This window comes from Nocardioides sp., assembly GCF_035481145.1.
GTDB lineage: Bacteria > Actinomycetota > Actinomycetes > Propionibacteriales > Nocardioidaceae > Nocardioides.
In genome coordinates, this window is record NZ_DATIHB010000066.1 from 1 (window position 1) to 18,401 (window position 18,401).

Below are 18,401 nucleotides of genomic sequence, written 5' to 3' on the forward strand. Positions count from 1 at the left end.
CCCCGCCACGAAGATGTCGTACGCCGCGGCGAGGTCGCCGCCGACGACGATCGCGCCCGGGTTGAGCAGGTTGACGACGCCGGCGAGCACCTCGCCGACGCGACGTCCGCTCTCCCGGATCCGGCGGCGGGCGACGGCGTCGCCACCGACGGCGAGGTCGGCGAGCTCGCGCACGTGGGCCACCTCGACCCCGTCGGCGATGGAGTCCTGGACCAGCGCCCAGCCCGCAGCGACGGCCTCGATGCAGCCCACCTCGCCGCAGCGGCAGATCCGGCCGTCGGCACTAGGGCTCTTGGTGTGCCCGATCTCGCCGGCGGCACCCTTGGCGCCGCGCACGAGCCGGCCCTGGACGAAGACGCCGCAGCCCAGGCCGGTCGAGGCCTTGAGGACGACGAGGTCGGGGTGCTCAGCGAGATGGCCCTGCGCCTCGGAGAGCGCGAGGACCTTGGCGTCGTTCTCGACGTGGACGACGGCGCCTTCGAGGCGGGAGAAGTAGGGAGCCAGCGGCACACCGTCCCAGCCACGGAGGACGGGGGCGGACACGCAGGTGGCGGTCCTCGCGTCGACGATGCCCGGCAGGCTCAGCCCCACGCCGCGCACGGAGTCGAGCGCGACGCCGGCCTCGGCGAGCAGCGCCTCGAGGCGCTTGTCGACCCGGCGGAAGAGAGCGTCGGGCTCGAGGCCGTCGGCGTGGTCGAACTCAGCGGTGGCGAGCACCTCGCCGGCCAGGTCGCAGACGGCGAGCTGGGTGCGGCTGCGGCCGACCGCTACCGCGAGCACGCTGCCGGCGCGACCGTTGAACTGCAGGAACGTCGCGGGACGGCCACCGGTCGACGGCGCCTCACCGCCCTCCACGACCAGGCCGGAACCGAGCAGCGCCGAGAGACGTGCGGTCACCGCCGTACGGGAGAGACCGGTGACGGTGGCGACGTCGGCGCGCGTGCGGACCTCGCCGCGGCGGATCAGGTCGAGGACCCCGCCCGCGGTCGGTAGTGCTGTCGCTCCTCCACCTGCCATGAGCGGGACTCTAGCCGTACTTCTGACGTCATGGGCGAACTTTCCGGGAACTTATGTATCTTTCGAGCGCATAAGTCGGTACTCTGCTTGGCATGACCTCGATGACCGAGCTCACCCCGAGCGACTTCGTCATCTTCGGCGGCACCGGAGATCTCGCCTTCCGCAAGCTGCTGCCCGCGCTCTTCCTCCGGATGAGCGACGGACAGCTCCCACCGTCGTCACGCGTGGTCGCCGTCTCCCGCGCCGGCCTCGACGACGCGGGCTACCGCGACAAGGTGGGAAGCGCCCTCGAGGAGTTCGTGCCCGCCGCCAGCGAGGCCGACATCGCACACTTCCTCACCCGCCTGAGCCACGTCACGCTCGACATCGACGAGCCGAGCGGCTGGGCCGCGCTGGCCCGTGCGATCGAGGAGGGCGCCAACCCGACCCGGGTCTTCTACCTCGCGGTCGGCCCGGGCCTCTTCGGCACGATCTGCCAGCGCCTCGCCGACAACTACCTGGTCACCCCCGAGAGCCGCGTCGTGCTCGAGAAGCCGATCGGCACCGACATCGAGTCGGCCCGGGCGATCAACGACGCCGTCGACGCCGTCTTCGACGAGTCCCGGGTCTTCCGCATCGACCACTACCTCGGCAAGGAGTCGGTGCAGAACCTCCTGGTCACCCGCTTCGCCAACGCCGTCTTCGAGCCGCTGTGGAACGCCCGCCACATCGACCACGTCCAGATCACCGCGGCGGAGACCCTCGGTGTCGGGCAGCGCGCCGGCTACTACGACCACTCCGGTGCGATGCGCGACATGGTGCAGAACCACCTGCTCCAGCTGCTCTGCCTCGTCGCCATGGAGCCGCCCTCCTGCGTCGCCGGCGAAGCGGTCCGCAACGAGAAGCTGAAGGTCCTCGAGGCACTCAAGCCCCTCACCGGTGACGACGTGGCCGGGGCCGCCGTCTTCGGCCAGTACGCCGCGGGCACGGTCGGCGGCACGCCCGTCCCGGCGTACGTCGAGGAGCTCGAGTCCGGCGCGTCGCGCACGGAGACCTTCGTCGCGATCCGGGCCGAGGTGAGCAACTGGCGCTGGGCCGGCGTGCCGTTCTACCTGCGCACGGGCAAGCGCCTGGCCGCGCGGGCGAGCGAGATCGTCATCCAGTTCCGCCCGATCCCGCACCCGATGTTCCCCGGCGAGGACGCCCCGAGCGAGCCCAACCGACTGGTGCTGCGCCTGCAGCCCGACGACAGCGTCCAGCTGCACCTGATGGCCAAGGAGCCCGGCCCCGGCGGCTACCGCACGCGCCCGGTCTCGCTCGACCTCAACTTCGCGCAGGCGTTCGGCGCCCCCGCGCCCGAGGCCTACGAGCGGCTCCTGATGGACGTCGTCCGCGGCAACCCGACCCTCTTCATGAGGCGCGACGAGATCGAGGCCGCCTGGCAGTGGGCGCAGCCGATCATCGAGCACCACGCCGCCTCCGACCTCCCCCCGGCGACCTACGCGGCTGGCACGACCGGCCCCATGGAGGCCACCGCACTCATCGAGCGCGACGGGCGCTCCTGGCACGAGAGCAACGTCTGATGACCACACTCCATCCCACCCTCGCGGCGGTGACCGCGCGCATCACCGAGCGGTCGGCGACAGCGCGTGCTGCCTACCTCGACGGCATCCGCGCGGCCCAGCAACGCGGCCCCGCCCGCGGCCGCCTGGCCTGCGGCAACCTGGCCCACGGCTTCGCTTCGGCTCCGGTGGCGGACAAGAGCGAATTGCGGCAGCTGGTGAAGCCCAACATCGCGATCGTCACCTCCTACAACGACATGCTGTCGGCGCACGCGCCGTTCGAGAGCTACCCGCCGCTGATCAAGAAGGCGGTCATCCGCGCCGGCGGCATCGCCCAGGTCGCCGGCGGCGTGCCCGCCATGTGCGACGGCGTGACGCAGGGCCGCGACGGCATGCAGCTCTCGCTCTTCAGCCGCGACGTCATCGCGATGGCGACCGCGATCGGCCTCTCGCACGACATGTTCGACGGCGCCCTCATGCTCGGCGTCTGCGACAAGATCGTGCCCGGCATGCTGATCGGCGCGCTCTCGTTCGGCCACCTCCCGACCGCCTTCGTCCCCGCGGGCCCGATGACCTCCGGCCTGCCGAACGACGAGAAGGCACGTGTCCGCCAGGAGTACGCCGAGGGGAAGGTCGGCCGCGACGAGCTCCTCGAGGCCGAGGCCGCGTCGTACCACTCGGTCGGCACCTGCACCTTCTACGGCACCGCCAACAGCAACCAGATGCTGATGGAGGTCATGGGCCTGCACCTGCCGGGCTCGTCGTTCGTCAACCCGGGCACGCCGCTGCGCCAGGCGCTGACCGAGGCCACCGCCGCGCGGGTGACGGAGCTGGCGCAGCAGGGCTCGACGCCGCTCGGTGAGCTCGTCGACGAGAAGGTCATCGTCAACGCCTGCGTCGCGCTGCTCGCCACGGGCGGCTCCACCAACCACACGCTGCACCTCCCCGCGATCGCGGCGGCTGCGGGCATCGTGTTGACCTGGGAGGATCTCAGCGATCTCTCGACCGTCGTGCCGCTCATCGCGCGGGTCTACCCCAACGGCTCAGCCGACGTGAACCACTTCGCCGCCGCCGGCGGCCTCCAGCTCACGATCCGCACGCTCCTCGACGCGGGCCTGCTCCACGAGGACGTCCAGACCATCGCCGGTCCGGGGCTGTCGCGCTACTTCCAGGAGCCCTCACTCGCTGGCGGGGCACTGACCTGGGTCGACGGTCCTTCGGAGTCGCTCGACACCACCATCCTGCGCACCGCGGACGACCCGTTCGACAAGGAGGGTGGCCTCCGCGTGCTGACGGGCAACCTCGGCACCGGCGTCGTCAAGGTCTCCGCCGTCGCGCCCGAGAAGCGGTCGGTGACGGCTCCCGCTCGTGTCTTCGACGACCAGGACGACCTGATCGCCGCCTTCCAGGCCGGCGAGCTGACCGGTGACTTCGTCGCGGTCATCCGGCACCAGGGGCCCTCGGCCAACGGCATGCCGGAGCTGCACAAGCTGACCCCGCCGCTCGGCGTACTCCAGGGGCGTGGGCAGAAGGTCGCCATCGTCACCGACGGCCGGATGTCCGGCGCCTCGGGCAAGGTCCTCGCCGCCATCCACGTGACGCCCGAGGCCTCCGCCGGCGGGCCGCTCGCGCGGGTGCGCGACGGCGACGTCATCACCGTCGACGGCGCGACCGGCATCCTCAGCATCGACGCCGACCTCTCGGCGCGGGAACCGCACCTCGTCGACAACACCGTCCACGGCACCGGTCGCGAGCTCTTCGCCGGCATGCGCCACCTCGTCTCCTCCGCAGACCGCGGAGCATCCTTCTTCGGGAGCAACCACTGATGAGCGTCCTCGACCTCTCCCCCGTCGTCCCCGTCGTCGTCCTCGACGACCCATCGTCTGCGGTGCCTCTCGCTCGGGCGCTGGTCGAGGGCGGCATCGGCGTCATCGAGCTGACCCTGCGCACCCCCACGGCGCTCGAGTCGATCCGGCGGATCGCGGCGGAGGTGCCGGAGATCGCCGTCGGCGCCGGCACGGTGACCACGCCTGCGCAGGCTCGCGATGCCGTCGAGGCGGGCTCGTCGTTCCTGGTCTCCCCCGGTACGACGCCGGCGCTGCTCGACGCGATGCTGGGCACCGGGGTTTCGGTGCTGCCCGGGTGCTCGACGATCTCCGAGGCACTCGTGCTCCGCGAGGCCGGGCTCACCGAGCTGAAGTTCTTCCCGGCCGAGGCGGTGGGCGGTGCGCCGTTCCTCTCCTCGCTGGGCGGACCTCTCCCCGACCTCCGCTTCTGCCCGACCGGTGGCATCACCCTGGACTCGGCGCCGCGCTACCTCGCGCTGCCGAACGTCGCCTGTGTGGGCGGCAGCTGGCTGACCCCCGCCAGCGCCGTGCAGTCGCGGGACTGGTCGTCGATCACGGCCACCGCCCGCGCCACGGTCAGCGCGCTCGGGCAGGCCTGACCCCTCGGGTCTGGCCTGCGCGGCCCGCCTCGACTCGGGCCTGAGCGCGTTTCCCGTCCGGCCCTGCCTTCCTGACTGGTCCCAGGAAGGCGGGGCCGGACGTCTTTTCGCTGCCTCTGCTGCCGCCGATGCAACGCGGTGTTCCCGTGGCTGCTGCGGAGCTGCGGCGGCGCGGATGCCACGACAGCTGCGCGCAAGCGGGCGAACAGCGGGGCGCGGCGGCGGGACTGCCGACGTACGACGCGCGCCCGACCCCCGTCCAGGCGCGCGCCGCCCGCTGCCTGGAGCTCAGCGCGTGGCGGTCAGGGCAGCGCCGACGATGCCGGCGTTCTTGGAGAGGGTGGCCAGACGCAGCGGCGTGTTGCACTCGAGGTCGTCGAACCAGAGCTCGGGGTCCTGGGTGATGCCGCCGCCGATGACGATGACCTCGGGCGAGAAGAGGAACTCGAGGTGCTGCAGGTAGCGCGAGACACCGGCGGCCCAGTCGGTCCAGGAGAGGCCGAGGACCTCGCGTGCACGTGCGCTGGCGAAGTGCTCCGCGACGCGGCCGTCGACCTGCAGGTGGCCGAGCTCGCAGTTGGGGACGAGGACGCCGTCGTGGAGGAACGCGCCTCCGATGCCGGTGCCGAGGGTGATGACGATGGCCAGGCCGTCGACTCCGTGAGCGGAGCCGAACTCCGTCTCGGCGACGCCCGCGGCGTCGGCGTCGTTGAGGAAGGCGACGTGCTCGCCGGCGAAGCCCTTGAAGACCTGGTCCAGCTCCCGGCCGATCCACGACTGGTCGAGGTTGGCGGCACTGAGCATCACGCCGCGTCGGACGATGCCGGGCACGGCGATGCCCATCCGGTCGATCTTGTCGAGGCCGGCGTCGGCACAGACCGACTCGACGGCGTCGCGGACACCTTCGGGAGTGGCAGGCTGCGGGGTATCGCGCCGGAACCGCTCGGAGAGCAGCTCGCCGGTGGCGGTGTCGACGAGAGCGGCCTTGATGCCGGTGCCGCCGACGTCGACGCCCAGGGCAACAGTCATCGGAGGGACCTCCAGGTTCTCGGGTGGACACACGTCGCACGGTTCGGTGACGCCATCGTACCTACTTTTGATCTTTTGTCACGCATAAGTTTTCGCCGGAGCGGACCGGGCACAATCCCACCATGCACCTCCTCCGGTTGACCGAGCCGATCGGCGACTTCCACGAGCGCCCGATCCGTCCCGATCTCACGGGGGCCGAGGCCTGGGTGCTCGAGCCGGGACGCCCCGCGCTCGTCCTCGGCAGCAGCCAGAAGCCCGAGCAGGTCGACCTCCGCGCCGCAGCCGCCTCCGGCGTCGAGGTCGTACGCCGACGCAGCGGCGGCGGCGCCGTCTGGGTGCCCACCACCGGCTGCCTCTGGATCGACGTGGTGGTGCCGCGTGACGATCCGCGCTGGGACGACGACGTACGCGCATCGACCTGGTGGCTCGGCGAAGCCTGGACCGAGGCACTGCTCGAGGTCGGCCTCGATGCGGAGCTCTACCGCGACGGCCTCGAGAAGACCGACTGGGGCCGACTCGTCTGCTTCGGCGCGCTCGGCCCCGGCGAGGTCCTCGTCGACGGGCGCAAGGCAGTCGGCATCTCGCAGCGCCGCACGCGCGAGGGCGCGCGCTTCCAGTGCATCGTGTACGCCGCGTGGGATCCCGACGCGGTCCTCGACCTGCTCGAGCTGCCCGAGGCGGACCGCGATCGTGCGTCGCGCGAGCTGGCCGACGTCGCGACCGGGATCGGTGACGAAGCGCTTCGCGACCTGGAGCCGGCGATCCTGCGGCGTCTCGGCGTCACCAGCTCCTGAAGCGCCACAACACCCACCTCGCGTGACCACAAGCCACACCTCGCGGGGGGATGCATGTGCTGGGAGCATGGGTGCGTGGACATCGAGATCATTCGCGCATTCCTGGCTGTGGCCGACGGCCAGACCGTCACCGAGGTCGCGGAGCGCTCGCACCGCACGCAGCCGGCGATGTCGCGGGCCCTTGCCCGCCTCGAGCAGGAGGTCGGCACCCAGCTCTTCCAGCGCGTCGGTCGCGGGCTGACCCTCACCCCCGCCGGCCGTGAGCTGGTGGTGCACGCGCGCGACATCGTCGACGCCTACCACCGCGGGATCCGGGCCGTCGACGACCTGGCGCGACCCGACGGCGGCTTCGTGCCGGTGGCCTTCCTCCACACGCTCGGCACGTGGCTCGTGCCCGAGCTGATCAAGGGGTTCCGCGCCGAGCGGCCCAACGTCCGCTTCGACCTGCGCCAGCACGGTGACGACGGGCTCGTCAGCGACCTGCTGGCCGGCGCGGTCGACCTCGCGATCACCGGCGACCGGCCAGACCACGCCCTCATCCAGAGCCGGCAGCTGCTGCGCGAGCCGCTCCGCCTCGTCGTACCTCCCGACCATCGCCTGGCCGGTCGCAAGGCGGTCCGGCTGAGCGAGGCGGCGGAGGAGACCTTCATCGCGCTGCTGCCGGGCTTCAGCCTGCGCGCGATCACGGAGGACCTCTGCGGGCAGGCCGGGTTCGTGCCGAGGATCGGCTTCGAGGGCGAGGAGGTCGAGACCCTCCGCGGCCTGGTGGCTGCCGGGCTGGGCGTCGCGCTGATCCCGGAGCCGCACGGTGTCGGGACCCCCGCCTCGCCCCACCTGCGGGTCACCGACGTCCAGGCCAGCCGCGAGATCTGCCTGGCCTGGGTGGGCGGTCGCCGGCTGCCCGCTCCGTCGGAGCACTTCCGCACGCACACGCTGAAGCAGGCGAAGACGGTGGCCGGCCGCCTGGCCGACTAAATCATGCATCAGATGCATGTGTCACGGAAACAGAGGTCATTGGACGCATGAGGCCCCGATCCCGCACGATGGTGAGACCGCTCACACGACATCGAAGGGCCACCCATGTCCGACATCGATCCCGCCGAGACCCAGGAATGGCGCGAAGCCCTCGCCGCCGTTCTTGAGTTCGAGGGTGAGTCACGCACCCGCTTCCTGCTCGAGGAGATCCTCGAGGAGGCCCAGCGACTCGGCGCCCGGGTTCCGCTGAACAACACCACGCCGTACATCAACACCATCCCGACCGACGAGGAGCCGGCCCACCCCGGCGAGCTCGACGTCGAGCGCCGGATCCGTTCCGCCGTCCGCTGGAACGCGATGATGATGGTTCTGCGCGCCAACAAGGAGTCCAGCGAGCTCGGCGGACACCTCTCCAGCTTCCAGTCGGCAGCCACGCTCTACGACACCGGCTTCCAGCACTTCTGGCACGCGCCGAGCGAGGAGCACGGCGGCGACCTGGTCTACGTCCAGGGCCACTGTTCGCCCGGCATCTACTCCCGCGCCTTCCTCGAGGGCCGCCTGAGCGAGGCCCAGCTCGACAGCTTCCGCCAGGAGACCGGCGTCAACGCCGGCAGCGGCCTCTCGTCGTACCCCCACCCGTGGCTGATGCCCGACTTCTGGCAGTTCCCGACGGTCTCGATGGGCCTCGGCCCGCTGATGGCGATCTACCAGGCCCGCTTCCTCAAGTACCTCGACGCGCGCGGCCTGGCCAACACCGCCAACCGCAAGGTGTGGGCCTTCCTCGGCGACGGCGAGATGGACGAGCCCGAGTCGCTCGGCGCGATCTCGCTCGCCGGCCGCGAGAAGCTCGACAACCTCGTCTTCGTCATCAACTGCAACCTGCAGCGCCTCGACGGCCCCGTGCGCGGCAACGGCAAGATCATCCAGGAGCTCGAGGGCGTCTTCCGCGGCGCCGGCTGGAACGTCGTGAAGTGCATCTGGGGCTCCGGCTGGGACCAGCTGCTCAAGGCCGACCACACCGGCGCGCTCAAGCGCCGCATGATGCAGTGCGTCGACGGCGAGTACCAGACCTACAAGTCCAAGGACGGCGCCTACGTCCGCGAGCACTTCTTCGTCACGCCCGAGCTGAAGGCGATGGTCGCCGACTGGACCGACGAGGAGATCTTCCGCCTCACCCGTGGCGGCCACGACCCGCAGAAGGTGTACGCCGCCTACGCGGCGGCCAACACCCACGCCGGCGAGCCGACGGTCATCCTCGCCAAGACCGTCAAGGGCTACGGCATGGGCAAGGCCGGCGAGGCGCAGAACATCGCCCACCAGGCCAAGAAGGTCGCCGCCGACGCGCTCAAGGCGTTCCGTGACCGCTTCGACGTGCCGGTCTCCGACGCCAAGATCGCCGACTACCCCTACGTCCGCTTCGCCGAGGGCTCCGAGGAGCACACCTACCTCCACGCCCGCCGGGCCGAGCTGGGTGGCTACCTCCCGCAGCGCCGGCGTACGTCGGAGTCGCTCGAGGTGCCGAAGCTCGACGCGTTCGCCAAGCTGATCACCGACTCCAAGGGCCGGTCGTTCTCCAGCACCACGGCGTTCGTCCAGATCCTGACGATCCTGCTGCGCGACAAGAACGTCGGCAAGCGGATCGTCCCGATCGTGCCCGACGAGTCGCGCACCTTCGGCATGGAGGGCCTCTTCCGCCAGGTCGGCATCTACTCGCAGGCCGGCCAGCTCTACACGCCCGAGGACGCCGACCAGCTGCTCTTCTACAAGGAGGACGCCAGCGGCCAGATCCTCCAGGAGGGCATCAACGAGCCCGGTGCGATGTCCTCGTGGATCGCGGCGGCCACGTCGTACTCCTCGTCGGACACGCCGATGATCCCGTTCTACATCTACTACTCGATGTTCGGCTTCCAGCGGATCGGCGACCTCGCCTGGGCCGCCGGCGACATGCGCGCCCGCGGCTTCCTGTGCGGTGGCACCGCCGGCCGCACGACGCTCAACGGCGAGGGCCTGCAGCACGAGGACGGCCACAGCCACCTGCAGGCCTCGCTCATCCCCAACTGCGTGAGCTACGACCCGACGTACGCCTACGAGCTCGCGGTGATCGTCGCCGACGGCCTCCGCCGCATGTACGTCGAGCAGGAGGACGTCTTCTACTACCTCACGCTGATGAACGAGAACTACGAGCACCCCGCGATGCCCGAAGGCGTCGAGGAGGGCATCCTCCGCGGCATGTACCCGCTGCGCGAGGCGCCGGCAAAGCGCGGCAAGAACGCCGCGAAGGTGCAGCTCCTGGGCTCGGGCACCATCCTGCGCGAGGTCATCGCCGCGGCGGACCTGCTCCGCGACGACTTCGGCATCGAGAGCGACATCTGGAGCGTCCCCAGCTTCAACGAGCTGCGCCGCGACGGCCTCGAGACCGAGCGGTGGAACACCCTCCACCCGCTCGAGGGGAAGAAGCAGTCGTACGTCGAGCAGTGCCTCGAGGGTCGCAAGGGTCCGGTCATCGCCGCGACCGACTACATGAAGGCGTACGCCGACCAGATCCGCGCCTTCGTCCCCGGTGACTTCACCGCCCTCGGCACCGACGGCTTCGGTCGCTCGGACTACCGCATCAACCTGCGCCGCCACTTCGAGGTCGACCGCCACTTCGTGGTGGTCACGGCCCTGCAGCGCCTGGCCGACGAGGGCGCCATCGAGCGCTCCGTCGTCGCCGAGGCGATCGAGAAGTACGGCATCGACCCCGACCGGCCGACGCCGGCTCTCGCGTGAGGACTGCAACAGACATGGACATTCAGGTTCCCGACATCGGTGACTTCACCGACGTACCCGTCATCGAGATCCTCGTCAGCGTCGGCGACACCGTCGACGTCGAGGCTCCGCTCGTCACCCTCGAGACCGACAAGGCCACGATGGACATCCCGGCGCCCGTCGCCGGCACCATCACCGCGATCAACGTCGCCGTCGGCGACAAGGTCAGCCAGGGCTCGGTCTTCGCCGTGATCGAGACCGCGGACGCCGCGGCTGAGGACGCTCCTGCAGAGGCCCCGTCAGCGTCCGAGCAGCCGGCTCCGGTGGACGTCGAAGCGCCCGCGCCTGCGGTCGAGGCCGTCGAGACCAGCGCGCCGACCCCGACTGCCGGCGTACCTGCTCAGGGTTCGTCGCCGGAGGCCGAGGGCCTGCGGGCGACGCCGCTCGTGCGCCGCCTGGCCCGCGACCTCGAGGTCGACCTGGCCAAGGTCGCCGGCACCGGCATCAAGGGCCGCGTGACCAAGGCCGACCTGCTGACGCACTTCGAGAAGGGCGTCGCGCCGGCCGCCGGCGGCGCTGCGACCGGCTCGGGCATCCCGCCGATCCCGGAGGTCGACTTCTCGAAGTTCGGCCCGGTCCGCGAGGTCCCGCTGTCGCGGATCAAGAAGATCTCCGGCCCGTTCCTGCACCGCTCGTGGCTCAACGTCCCGCACGTCACCCACAACGACGAGGCCGACATCACCGACCTCGACGCCTACCGCAAGGAGCTCGACGCGGTCGCCAAGACCGAGGGCTACCGCGTGACGCTCCTGGCCTTCCTGCTGAAGGCCTCGGCGTCGGCGCTACGGAAGTTCCCCGAGCTCAACAGCTCGCTCGCGGGTGACAACCTCATCTACAAGGACTTCATCAACATCGGCGTCGCGGTCGACACCCCCGACGGCCTCGTCGTCCCCGTGGTCAAGGACGTCGACCGCAAGGGCATCACCGAGCTGTCGCACGACCTCGCCGACCTCTCGGCGCGCGCCCGCGAAGGGAAGCTGACCGGCGCCGACCTGCAGGGCGGCACGTTCACGATCTCCAGCCTCGGCGGCATCGGCGGCACCTCCTTCACGCCGATCGTCAACGCCCCCGAGGTCGCGATCCTGGGCGTCGTCCGGTCGAAGATGGCCCCGGTCTGGAACGGCGAGTCCTTCGAGCCGCGGCTCATGCTCCCGCTGTCCCTCTCCTACGACCACCGTGTCATCGACGGTGCCCTCGCCGCGCGCTTCACGGCGCACCTCGGCAACCTCGTGGAGGACGTCCGCCGGCTCGTCCTCTGACCGAGGCAGCTCCGCCTCACCCCTCCCGTCGAAACCCGGGTCTTGGTCCGCCGAGACCCGGGTTTGGGCGCATCGAGACCGGGCGTTCGACCCGTCGAGATCCGGGTCGTGGTCGTTCAGGCAGAGGGTGTGACAGCGATCGGCAGGGCAGTGCAGACGTCCTGCTGCAGGCCGCAGATCGAGCAGAACCAGTGTTGGCACCCGCACGCCTCGCAGGCCGGGCGCTCGAAGTCAGCCGAGTTGCAGGCATGGTCGGCCGCGCGTACGGCGGGCTGGGGTGCGGCCTGCGGGTCGGGTTGGCCCTGCGGGCCGGACTCGGGTTCGGGCAGGGAACCGGTCGCAGCGGACTGGGGCGCGTGGTCCGGCTCCCGCAGCGCTCCGTCGAGGTAGTTCTCGATCACGCCGCGCAACTCGGCTGCATGCGCAACCAGCATCCGGATCTCGGCCTCCGCGACCTCCGAGGGTCCGGCACCCCGCTCACCCCGGGTCCGCTGGATCGCGTCGGAGGACCACTCCTCCAGCAGATCCCAGAGACCAGCGAGCAGCTCCGCGGTCGCAGGGTCGTCCGCTGCCATCTCGCCTCCCCACCAGTCCGGTGAGCCGAGGGTAGCCGTCGCAACCGGACATCGCGGCAGGAATGCGAAGACCGTCCGCGCCGGTTTCCGGCAACCCCGCGAGGGGTACCCGCCACGCATGAGCCACCTCGAGCGGTACATGCGCACTCACCTCGCCGGTTCGACGGCCGGTGTCGACCTCTTCGATCGCTCGGCCGAAGGTCTGCCCGAGCCCGCAAGCAGCGCGATTCGCCGGATCCACGGCGAGCTCGTGGAGGAGCGCGTCGCACTCCGCGGGATGATGCACGCCCTCGGCTTCCACGAGAACACCCTCTTCAACAGCGTCGCGAGGCTGACCGAGCGCGTCGCCCGCCTGAAGCCGAACGGCAACCTCCTCCAGCGCACCGCGATGACCGACCTGGTCGAGCTGGAGTCGATGCAGATCGCCCTCAACGGCAAGCTCGCCGGCTGGGAGTCGCTGCTCGCGATCGTCGACCGGGAACCTCGGCTCGACCGCGCCGTGCTCGAAGGCCTCGCCGCCCAGGCACGCGAGCAGATCGCCACGGTGCGGGAGCTGCACCGGGCGGCAGCGTCGCGCGCACTCGGCGCTGCGGACCGCGACCGCGCGGAGCAGTGACCGCCGGCCGCCGCGTGCGCTGACCAGGATCTGCGCGCGACCGGCCGGTGGATGCACGCCGTCGTACGCCGCTCTACTGTGGGTCCGCCCCAGGGACCAAGCGACGCCGAGGAGACCACGCGCATGTCATCTCCTCGCACCCTCGTCACACCGGTCAGTGCCGGTGTGGTGGCTGCGCTCGTCGGCGCCAGCAGCTCGTTCGTCGTCGTCCTCGCGGGCCTCACCGCAGTCGGCGCCACCGCCGAGCAGGCCGCCTCCGGCCTGGTGGCGCTCTGCATCGCCCTGGCGGTCGGGACCGCCTGGCTGTCGCTGCGCCACCGCACCCCGATCACCCTGGCCTGGTCGACGCCGGGCGCTGCCCTGCTGGTCTCCGGCGGAGCCGTGGCCGGCGGCTGGCCAGCAGCTGTGAGTGCGTTCCTGGCGACCGGCGCGCTCGTCGTCCTGACCGGCCTGGTCCCGCGCCTCGGCGACCTGGTGGCCGCCATCCCCGTGTCGCTCGCGCGGGCGATGCTCGCCGGCGTGCTGCTGCCGCTCTGCATCGAGCCCGTGAGCGCCCTGGCCGCGTCCCCGGCGGTCGTCGGGCCCGTCGTACTGACCTGGTTGGTCCTGCTCCGGCTGGCTCCGCGCTGGGCCGTCCCCGCGGCACTCGCCAGCGCGCTGGTGGTCGTCCTCGTCACTGCCGGTGGCCAGCTCCACGCAAGCGACGTCGTCCCGACGCTCACCGTCACCGCGCCCGCCTGGTCGGGCGCCGCGATCATCGGCATCGCGCTGCCCCTGTACGTCGTCACGATGGCGTCGCAGAACGTGCCGGGGGTGGCGGTGATGTCCGGCTACGGCTACCGCGTCCCGTGGCGCGAGTCGATGCTGCTCACCGGTGCGGGCACGATGGCGGCCGCGCCGTTCGGAGGTCATGCGGTGAACCTGGCTGCGATCACCGCGGCGCTGGCCGCCGGGCCCGACGCCGGACCCGACCGCGAGCGGCGGTGGATCGCTCCGATGGCGGCGGCAGCCACCTACCTCGTCTTCGCGGGCGCTGCCGGTGTCGTGACCGCGCTCGTCGTCGCTGCGCCGGACGGCGTCATGCAGTCGGCCGCCGGCCTCGCCCTGCTGGGCACCCTGGCCGCCGCGCTCCACGACGCACTCGCCGACGACAGTGAGCGCGCCTCCGCCGTCACCTGCCTCGTGGTGGCCGCCTCGGGCGTGACCGTGCTCGGCGTCGGGGCGGCGTTCTGGGCGCTGGTCGCGGGCCTGGTCGTCCGGGCGACGGTCGCGCGCCGCGCCGAGCCGAGTGCCGCCGACGCGTCCCCGCCCGTCGGCCCGGCTCAGTAGTACCAGGGGTACGGCGACCAGTCCGGCTCGCGCTTCTCGAGGAACTGGTCGCGACCCTCCTGGGCCTCGTCGGTCATGTAGGCCAGACGCGTGGTCTCGCCGGCGAAGAGCTGCTGGCCGACCAGGCCGTCGTCGAGGAGGTTGAAGGAGTACTTCAGCATCCGCTGGGCGGTGGGGGACTTGCCGTTGATCTTGCGGCCCCACTCCAGCGCGACCTTCTCGAGCTGGCTGTGCTCGACGACCTTGTTGACGGCACCCATCCGGTGCATCTCCTCGGCGTCGTACTCGTCGGCGAGGAAGAAGATCTCGCGGGCGAACTTCTGGCCCACCTGCCGGGCAAGGTACGCCGACCCGTAGCCGCCGTCGAACGAGCCGACGTCGGCGTCGGTCTGCTTGAACCGCGCGTGCTCGCGGGAGGCGAGGGTGAGGTCGCAGACGACGTGGAGCGAGTGGCCACCGCCAGCCGCCCAGCCCGGGACGACACAGATGACGACCTTCGGCATGAAGCGGATCAGCCGCTGGCACTCGAGGATGTGGAGACGCGCGAGCTTCGCCTTGTCGATGACGCTCGGCTCTTCGGCACCCGTGTCCGCGGCGCCGATCGTCTTGTCCTCGTACTGGTAACCCGCCTTGCCGCGGATCCGCTGGTCGCCACCGGTGCAGAAGGCCCACTTGCCGTTCTTGGCCGAGGGGCCGTTGCCGGTGAGGATCACGCAGCCGACGTCGGCGCTCATGCGGGCGTGGTCGAGGGTGCGGAGCAGCTCGTCGACCGTGTTGGGCCGGAACGCGTTGAGCACGTCGGGCCGGTCGAAGGCGATCCGGACGGTGCCGTGCTCCTTCGCCCGGTGGTAGGTGAGGTCCGTCAGGTCCTCGAAGCCGGGAACGACGTCCCAGTCCGCCGGGTCGAAGATCTCGCTGACGCCCTCGATCGCACTCATGGAGCGAAGGCTAGCGACCCGCATCACGACCCGCAGAAGCGCCCGTCTGGTCAGTGAATAATGTCCAGCGATTCAGCTGCCGCCACCATGGGCCGGCCGCGTCACCATCTCCGGGGGAACCATGCATCGACTGAAGACCCTGCGCCGCCTCGGCGCGGTCGCTCTTGCCACTGCCACGCTCTCGCTCGCTGCCGCTCCGGCGCAGGCGTCCGTCGTGCAGACCGACCCGACGCTGGACGTCTCGTGGGACGGCTCGCCGACGAGCCAGGAGCGGCAGCGCACGGACGTCACGTCGGTGGCATACACCCTCGGCAGCGCCAACGTCATCGTGCGGGTCAACGTGCGCGGCTGGGCCAACCTCTGCACTACGGGAATCCCCTGCAGCGGCGTGACCTGGGCGGTCAACACCGGGCTGTACGACGGCCTCGGCCGCAGGTTCGACCTGGACCTCCAGCGGTCGGATCTCTACGGCAACCCGTCGGGCCTCACGTGGCCGAACGGCACCACGACGTGTAGCGGCGAGGTCGGGGTCGACACCAGCACCGTTGATGACTACGTGCGGATCGCCGTGCCGCGTCGGTGCTTCCCGGACGGCCGCCACATCGTCGGCGCGAAGACCTACCTGACGTACGGGACAGCGGCCGCCCACGGCACGGACTGGACGAGCCAGGCGACGGTCGACTGGATCCCGAACAGCTGATCCCGCACACACGCTCCACCTCACAGGGGCCGTTCCGCTGATGCGGAACGGGCCCTGTCGGCGTCCAGTCAGTACGAGCCGTCGGTGGGAGACTCGGTCATGTCGTCCGTCGGCGACAGGCATGGGACCCGTCGACCGACGAAGGGGCGCCAGCCGGCGCGGACCTCACGGTCCGGTACCCCGCCAGCGGCAGAACTGTCAGGCGTTCTTCGCGATGCTCACCGCGAGCGCGGTGAGGTGGCCCAGGCGCGCGACCTCCGAGTCGAGCAGCTCGGGCCCACCGCGCCGGCCGATCACGATGATCTCGTCCTGGATCAGCGGGGCGGCGGCGAGGACGTTGTTCTCGTCGGGGGACTCCACGTGGGACGCACGGGCGATCTCGAACCAGTCCAGCGACTCCGGCGCCGCAGCCGTGCCGTGGAGGACGGCGGTCGAGCCGTTGCCGTTGCGGCGCAGGCGCACGCCCCAGTCAGCGCGGAAGGTGGGCGGAAGCAGGTCGACGAGGCGGTCGAGCGCGCCGGCCGGGTTGGCGGTCAGCTCCTCGACGGCCTCGAGGTCGAGGAAGAGGTTGCCGCCGGCGTTGTAGCGGCTGATCCAGACAACGCGGACACCGTCGAGGGCGTTGCACGCCGACACGATCGTGTCGGGCATCGCGGAGGTCTCGAGGAGGACGTCGTCGACCGCGGTGCCGTCGGCGCGGTGCTCGACGATCTCGATCGCCTCGATGTCACCACCGGCCTCACCGATGGCGGACGCGACCTTGCCCAGGGAACCGGGAACGTCGGGCAGCTCGACGCGAAGCAGGAACGGCATGTCTGTGACCTTAACCGGGTGGTGTTACTCGGGGGTTTCCCGCTGTCTCAGCGCACGAGCTTCAGGTTGAACTGCGGCGTGCCCAGCTGACCCATGAGGCGGACCCACAGCGGGAGGTACATCTCCAGACCCCGGGCCGCCTCGAGCGTCGGGAACTCCACGATGTCGACCCAGCCGAGGTCCTGCAGCACGCTCGTCACGTGCGCGCGCGCCGCAGCGTCGTCACCCGCGACGAAGATCGTGTGGTCCCCGTCCGCAAGCTGCTGCGGCGCCACCATCAACGTGCAGTTGACCGTGTTGAGCGCCTTGACGACCTGCGCGGTCGGGTTGGCCCGCTGGAGCCGCTCGGCGAGGGAGTCGGTGTCCTTGACGGTCAGCGTGGGCGGGAAGCCGTTGCTGAAGTCGAGCGGGTTGGTCAGGTCGAGCACGATCGCGCCGCGTGGCAGGTCGGCCTGCGCGAGCACCTCCTCGGCCACGGTGCCACCCACCGCGAGCACCACCAGGTCGGCGCCGGCGGCAGCGGCGGCGTACGTCGCGAGGGGGACGTCGGTCCACTCCTCGCGGCCGGCGGTGACCTCGGGGTCACGGGTGCCGACGGTGACGGTGTGGCCGGCGCGCTGGAAGCCGGCGGCGAGGGTCTTGCCGACCATGCCGGTGCCGAGGACTGCGATCTCCATGAGCCCCATCCTGCCCGCCCCGCGAAGGATCACTCCCGCACGACGTACAGTCCCGGCCTCCACACGGCCGCCGGCACCGTGCGCAGCCCTGCTCCTGGCCACCGGTGTACGTCGTGCGGGGGCGTCAGCCGAGCGGGAACTCCGCCACCGTCTCGTAGCGCGGCGTACGACGAGGTCCTTCGCCCAGGTGGGAGCGGACCAGCGTGAGCGTGTCGACGCGCCAGGCCGGGCCCTCGTAGGCGCCGAGGAGCTTCACCCAGTTGCTCAGCTCCTCCGGGTGCCCCAGCCGCGCGAGCGTGACGTGGGGCCGGAACCGTTGTCCGTCGACCTGCGCGCCTGCCTTTGCGAGCGCCGCACGGGCACCCGTCGCCAGCAGGTCCAGCTCTCCGAGCGCATCGACCGGCGCTTCTGCTTCGGCTGCCCGGACCCCTGCCCACAGCACCTTCGCGTCCGCCACGTGCGGGAAGGCCCCGCCGCCGCTGATCCGCACCTCGAACGGCTGGCGCCGCCCCGCAGCGGCCGCAAGCCGCTCCTCGACATCGTCGAGCACCCGCTCCGGTGCCTCCGCCGCGAACGCCAGCGTCAGGTGCCACTGCTCCGGCAGCGCCCAGCGCCAGTGCCGCGCCACCTCCCGGCGTACGTCGAGAAAGTCGTCGAGGTGAGCGGTCACCTCCTCCGGAGGCACGACGGCAGCGAAGAGTCTCATCCCTCCAGTCTCCCGTCGCCCGCAACCCGTTTGCACGGACCGGGCGGGGCGTCGGGGGCGGCCTACGGCCGGAGCCGGGAGGTTGCGCGAGCGTGGTGGCTCCGGCCCTCGCCATACCAAGGGTGACCACACAGGGCGCCGCGGCCGGAGCCACCGTAGGGAGGGCAGCCTCGCGACG

Annotated in this window: 17 protein-coding genes; 10 read left to right on the plus strand and 7 right to left on the minus strand. The window is 71.2% G+C overall.

Translation table 11 applies throughout. The annotated features are described in order from the left end of the window. Positions 1–1,017, minus strand: a 1,017-nt coding sequence (locus VLF38_RS05720; protein WP_325270320.1) for an ROK family protein, incomplete at its 3' end; no start/stop codon positions are given. Between the two features lie 92 nt (positions 1,018–1,109). Between VLF38_RS05720 and zwf the strand changes: the two genes are divergently transcribed. Genes zwf through eda form a run of 3 tightly spaced genes read left to right on the plus strand, consistent with a single transcriptional unit; the run spans position 1,110 to position 5,004 of the window. Next, complete coding sequence (zwf, locus tag VLF38_RS05725) at positions 1,110–2,579, plus strand: glucose-6-phosphate dehydrogenase (RefSeq protein ID WP_325270321.1); 1,470 nt, start codon at positions 1,110–1,112, stop codon at positions 2,577–2,579. Then, entirely contained in the window at positions 2,579–4,384 is a 1,806-nt protein-coding gene (gene edd, locus VLF38_RS05730; protein WP_325270322.1) for a phosphogluconate dehydratase, read from the plus strand. Before zwf ends, edd begins: the two co-directional genes overlap by 1 nt. Beyond that, complete coding sequence (eda, locus tag VLF38_RS05735) at positions 4,384–5,004, plus strand: bifunctional 4-hydroxy-2-oxoglutarate aldolase/2-dehydro-3-deoxy-phosphogluconate aldolase (RefSeq protein ID WP_325270323.1); 621 nt, start codon at positions 4,384–4,386, stop codon at positions 5,002–5,004. Before edd ends, eda begins: the two co-directional genes overlap by 1 nt. Positions 5,005–5,292: 288 nt before the next feature. Here the strand turns inward: eda and ppgK are convergent, their stop codons facing one another. Then, a complete protein-coding gene (gene ppgK / locus VLF38_RS05740) occupies positions 5,293–6,033 on the minus strand; it encodes a polyphosphate--glucose phosphotransferase (RefSeq protein WP_325270324.1) in 741 nt (246 codons plus the stop codon). 122 nt (positions 6,034–6,155) lie between these two features. Here ppgK and VLF38_RS05745 point away from each other — a divergent pair, with 122 nt between their 5' ends. From VLF38_RS05745 to aceF, 4 genes are all read left to right on the plus strand, one after another. Beyond that, complete coding sequence (locus VLF38_RS05745; RefSeq protein ID WP_325270325.1) at positions 6,156–6,827, plus strand: lipoyl protein ligase domain-containing protein; 672 nt, start codon at positions 6,156–6,158, stop codon at positions 6,825–6,827. 75 nt (positions 6,828–6,902) lie between these two features. After that, entirely contained in the window at positions 6,903–7,802 is a 900-nt protein-coding gene (locus VLF38_RS05750) for a LysR family transcriptional regulator (protein WP_325270326.1), read from the plus strand. A gap of 105 nt (positions 7,803–7,907) precedes the next feature. Continuing rightward, positions 7,908–10,571 (plus strand): pyruvate dehydrogenase (acetyl-transferring), homodimeric type, encoded by a 2,664-nt coding sequence (gene aceE / locus VLF38_RS05755; protein WP_325270327.1) that lies wholly within the window; start codon positions 7,908–7,910, stop codon positions 10,569–10,571. Beyond that, positions 10,568–11,869: a dihydrolipoyllysine-residue acetyltransferase gene (gene aceF / locus VLF38_RS05760; RefSeq protein WP_325270328.1), complete on the plus strand. Its 1,302-nt coding sequence runs from the start codon at positions 10,568–10,570 to the stop codon at positions 11,867–11,869. Before aceE ends, aceF begins: the two co-directional genes overlap by 4 nt. Positions 11,870–11,985: 116 nt before the next feature. Here the strand turns inward: aceF and VLF38_RS05765 are convergent, their stop codons facing one another. Next, complete coding sequence (locus tag VLF38_RS05765; RefSeq protein WP_325270329.1) at positions 11,986–12,444, minus strand: hypothetical protein; 459 nt, start codon at positions 12,442–12,444, stop codon at positions 11,986–11,988. A 118-nt stretch (positions 12,445–12,562) separates the two neighbouring features. Here VLF38_RS05765 and VLF38_RS05770 point away from each other — a divergent pair, with 118 nt between their 5' ends. Both VLF38_RS05770 and VLF38_RS05775 read left to right on the plus strand, forming a co-directional pair. Continuing rightward, positions 12,563–13,060, plus strand: a complete 498-nt coding sequence (locus tag VLF38_RS05770) for a hypothetical protein (protein WP_325270330.1) — start codon at positions 12,563–12,565, stop codon at positions 13,058–13,060. Positions 13,061–13,183: 123 nt separating this feature from the next. Further along, positions 13,184–14,389 carry a benzoate/H(+) symporter BenE family transporter gene (locus VLF38_RS05775; protein ID WP_325270331.1) on the plus strand — a complete coding sequence of 402 codons (1,206 nt, stop codon included), beginning with the start codon at positions 13,184–13,186 and terminating at the stop codon, positions 14,387–14,389. On the opposite strand, the gene VLF38_RS05780 is transcribed toward VLF38_RS05775, so the two are convergent. After that, a complete protein-coding gene (locus VLF38_RS05780) occupies positions 14,383–15,327 on the minus strand; it encodes a 1,4-dihydroxy-2-naphthoyl-CoA synthase (RefSeq protein ID WP_325270332.1) in 945 nt (314 codons plus the stop codon). The genes VLF38_RS05775 and VLF38_RS05780 overlap by 7 nt on opposite strands. 121 nt (positions 15,328–15,448) lie before the next feature. Here VLF38_RS05780 and VLF38_RS05785 point away from each other — a divergent pair, with 121 nt between their 5' ends. After that, positions 15,449–16,027 (plus strand): hypothetical protein, encoded by a 579-nt coding sequence (locus tag VLF38_RS05785; RefSeq protein WP_325270333.1) that lies wholly within the window; start codon positions 15,449–15,451, stop codon positions 16,025–16,027. Between the two features lie 198 nt (positions 16,028–16,225). Here VLF38_RS05785 and VLF38_RS05790 read toward each other — a convergent pair whose 3' ends face one another. The 3 genes from VLF38_RS05790 to thpR all read right to left on the minus strand — a co-directional run bounded on the left by VLF38_RS05790 (position 16,226) and on the right by thpR (position 18,223). Then, positions 16,226–16,840 carry an ACT domain-containing protein gene (locus tag VLF38_RS05790; RefSeq protein ID WP_325270334.1) on the minus strand — a complete coding sequence of 205 codons (615 nt, stop codon included), beginning with the start codon at positions 16,838–16,840 and terminating at the stop codon, positions 16,226–16,228. Between the two features lie 47 nt (positions 16,841–16,887). Then, positions 16,888–17,517 carry an NADPH-dependent F420 reductase gene (locus tag VLF38_RS05795; RefSeq protein WP_325270335.1) on the minus strand — a complete coding sequence of 210 codons (630 nt, stop codon included), beginning with the start codon at positions 17,515–17,517 and terminating at the stop codon, positions 16,888–16,890. Between the two features lie 124 nt (positions 17,518–17,641). Further along, positions 17,642–18,223 carry an RNA 2',3'-cyclic phosphodiesterase gene (gene thpR, locus VLF38_RS05800; RefSeq protein WP_325270336.1) on the minus strand — a complete coding sequence of 194 codons (582 nt, stop codon included), beginning with the start codon at positions 18,221–18,223 and terminating at the stop codon, positions 17,642–17,644. Between the last annotated feature and the right edge of the window lie 178 nt (positions 18,224–18,401).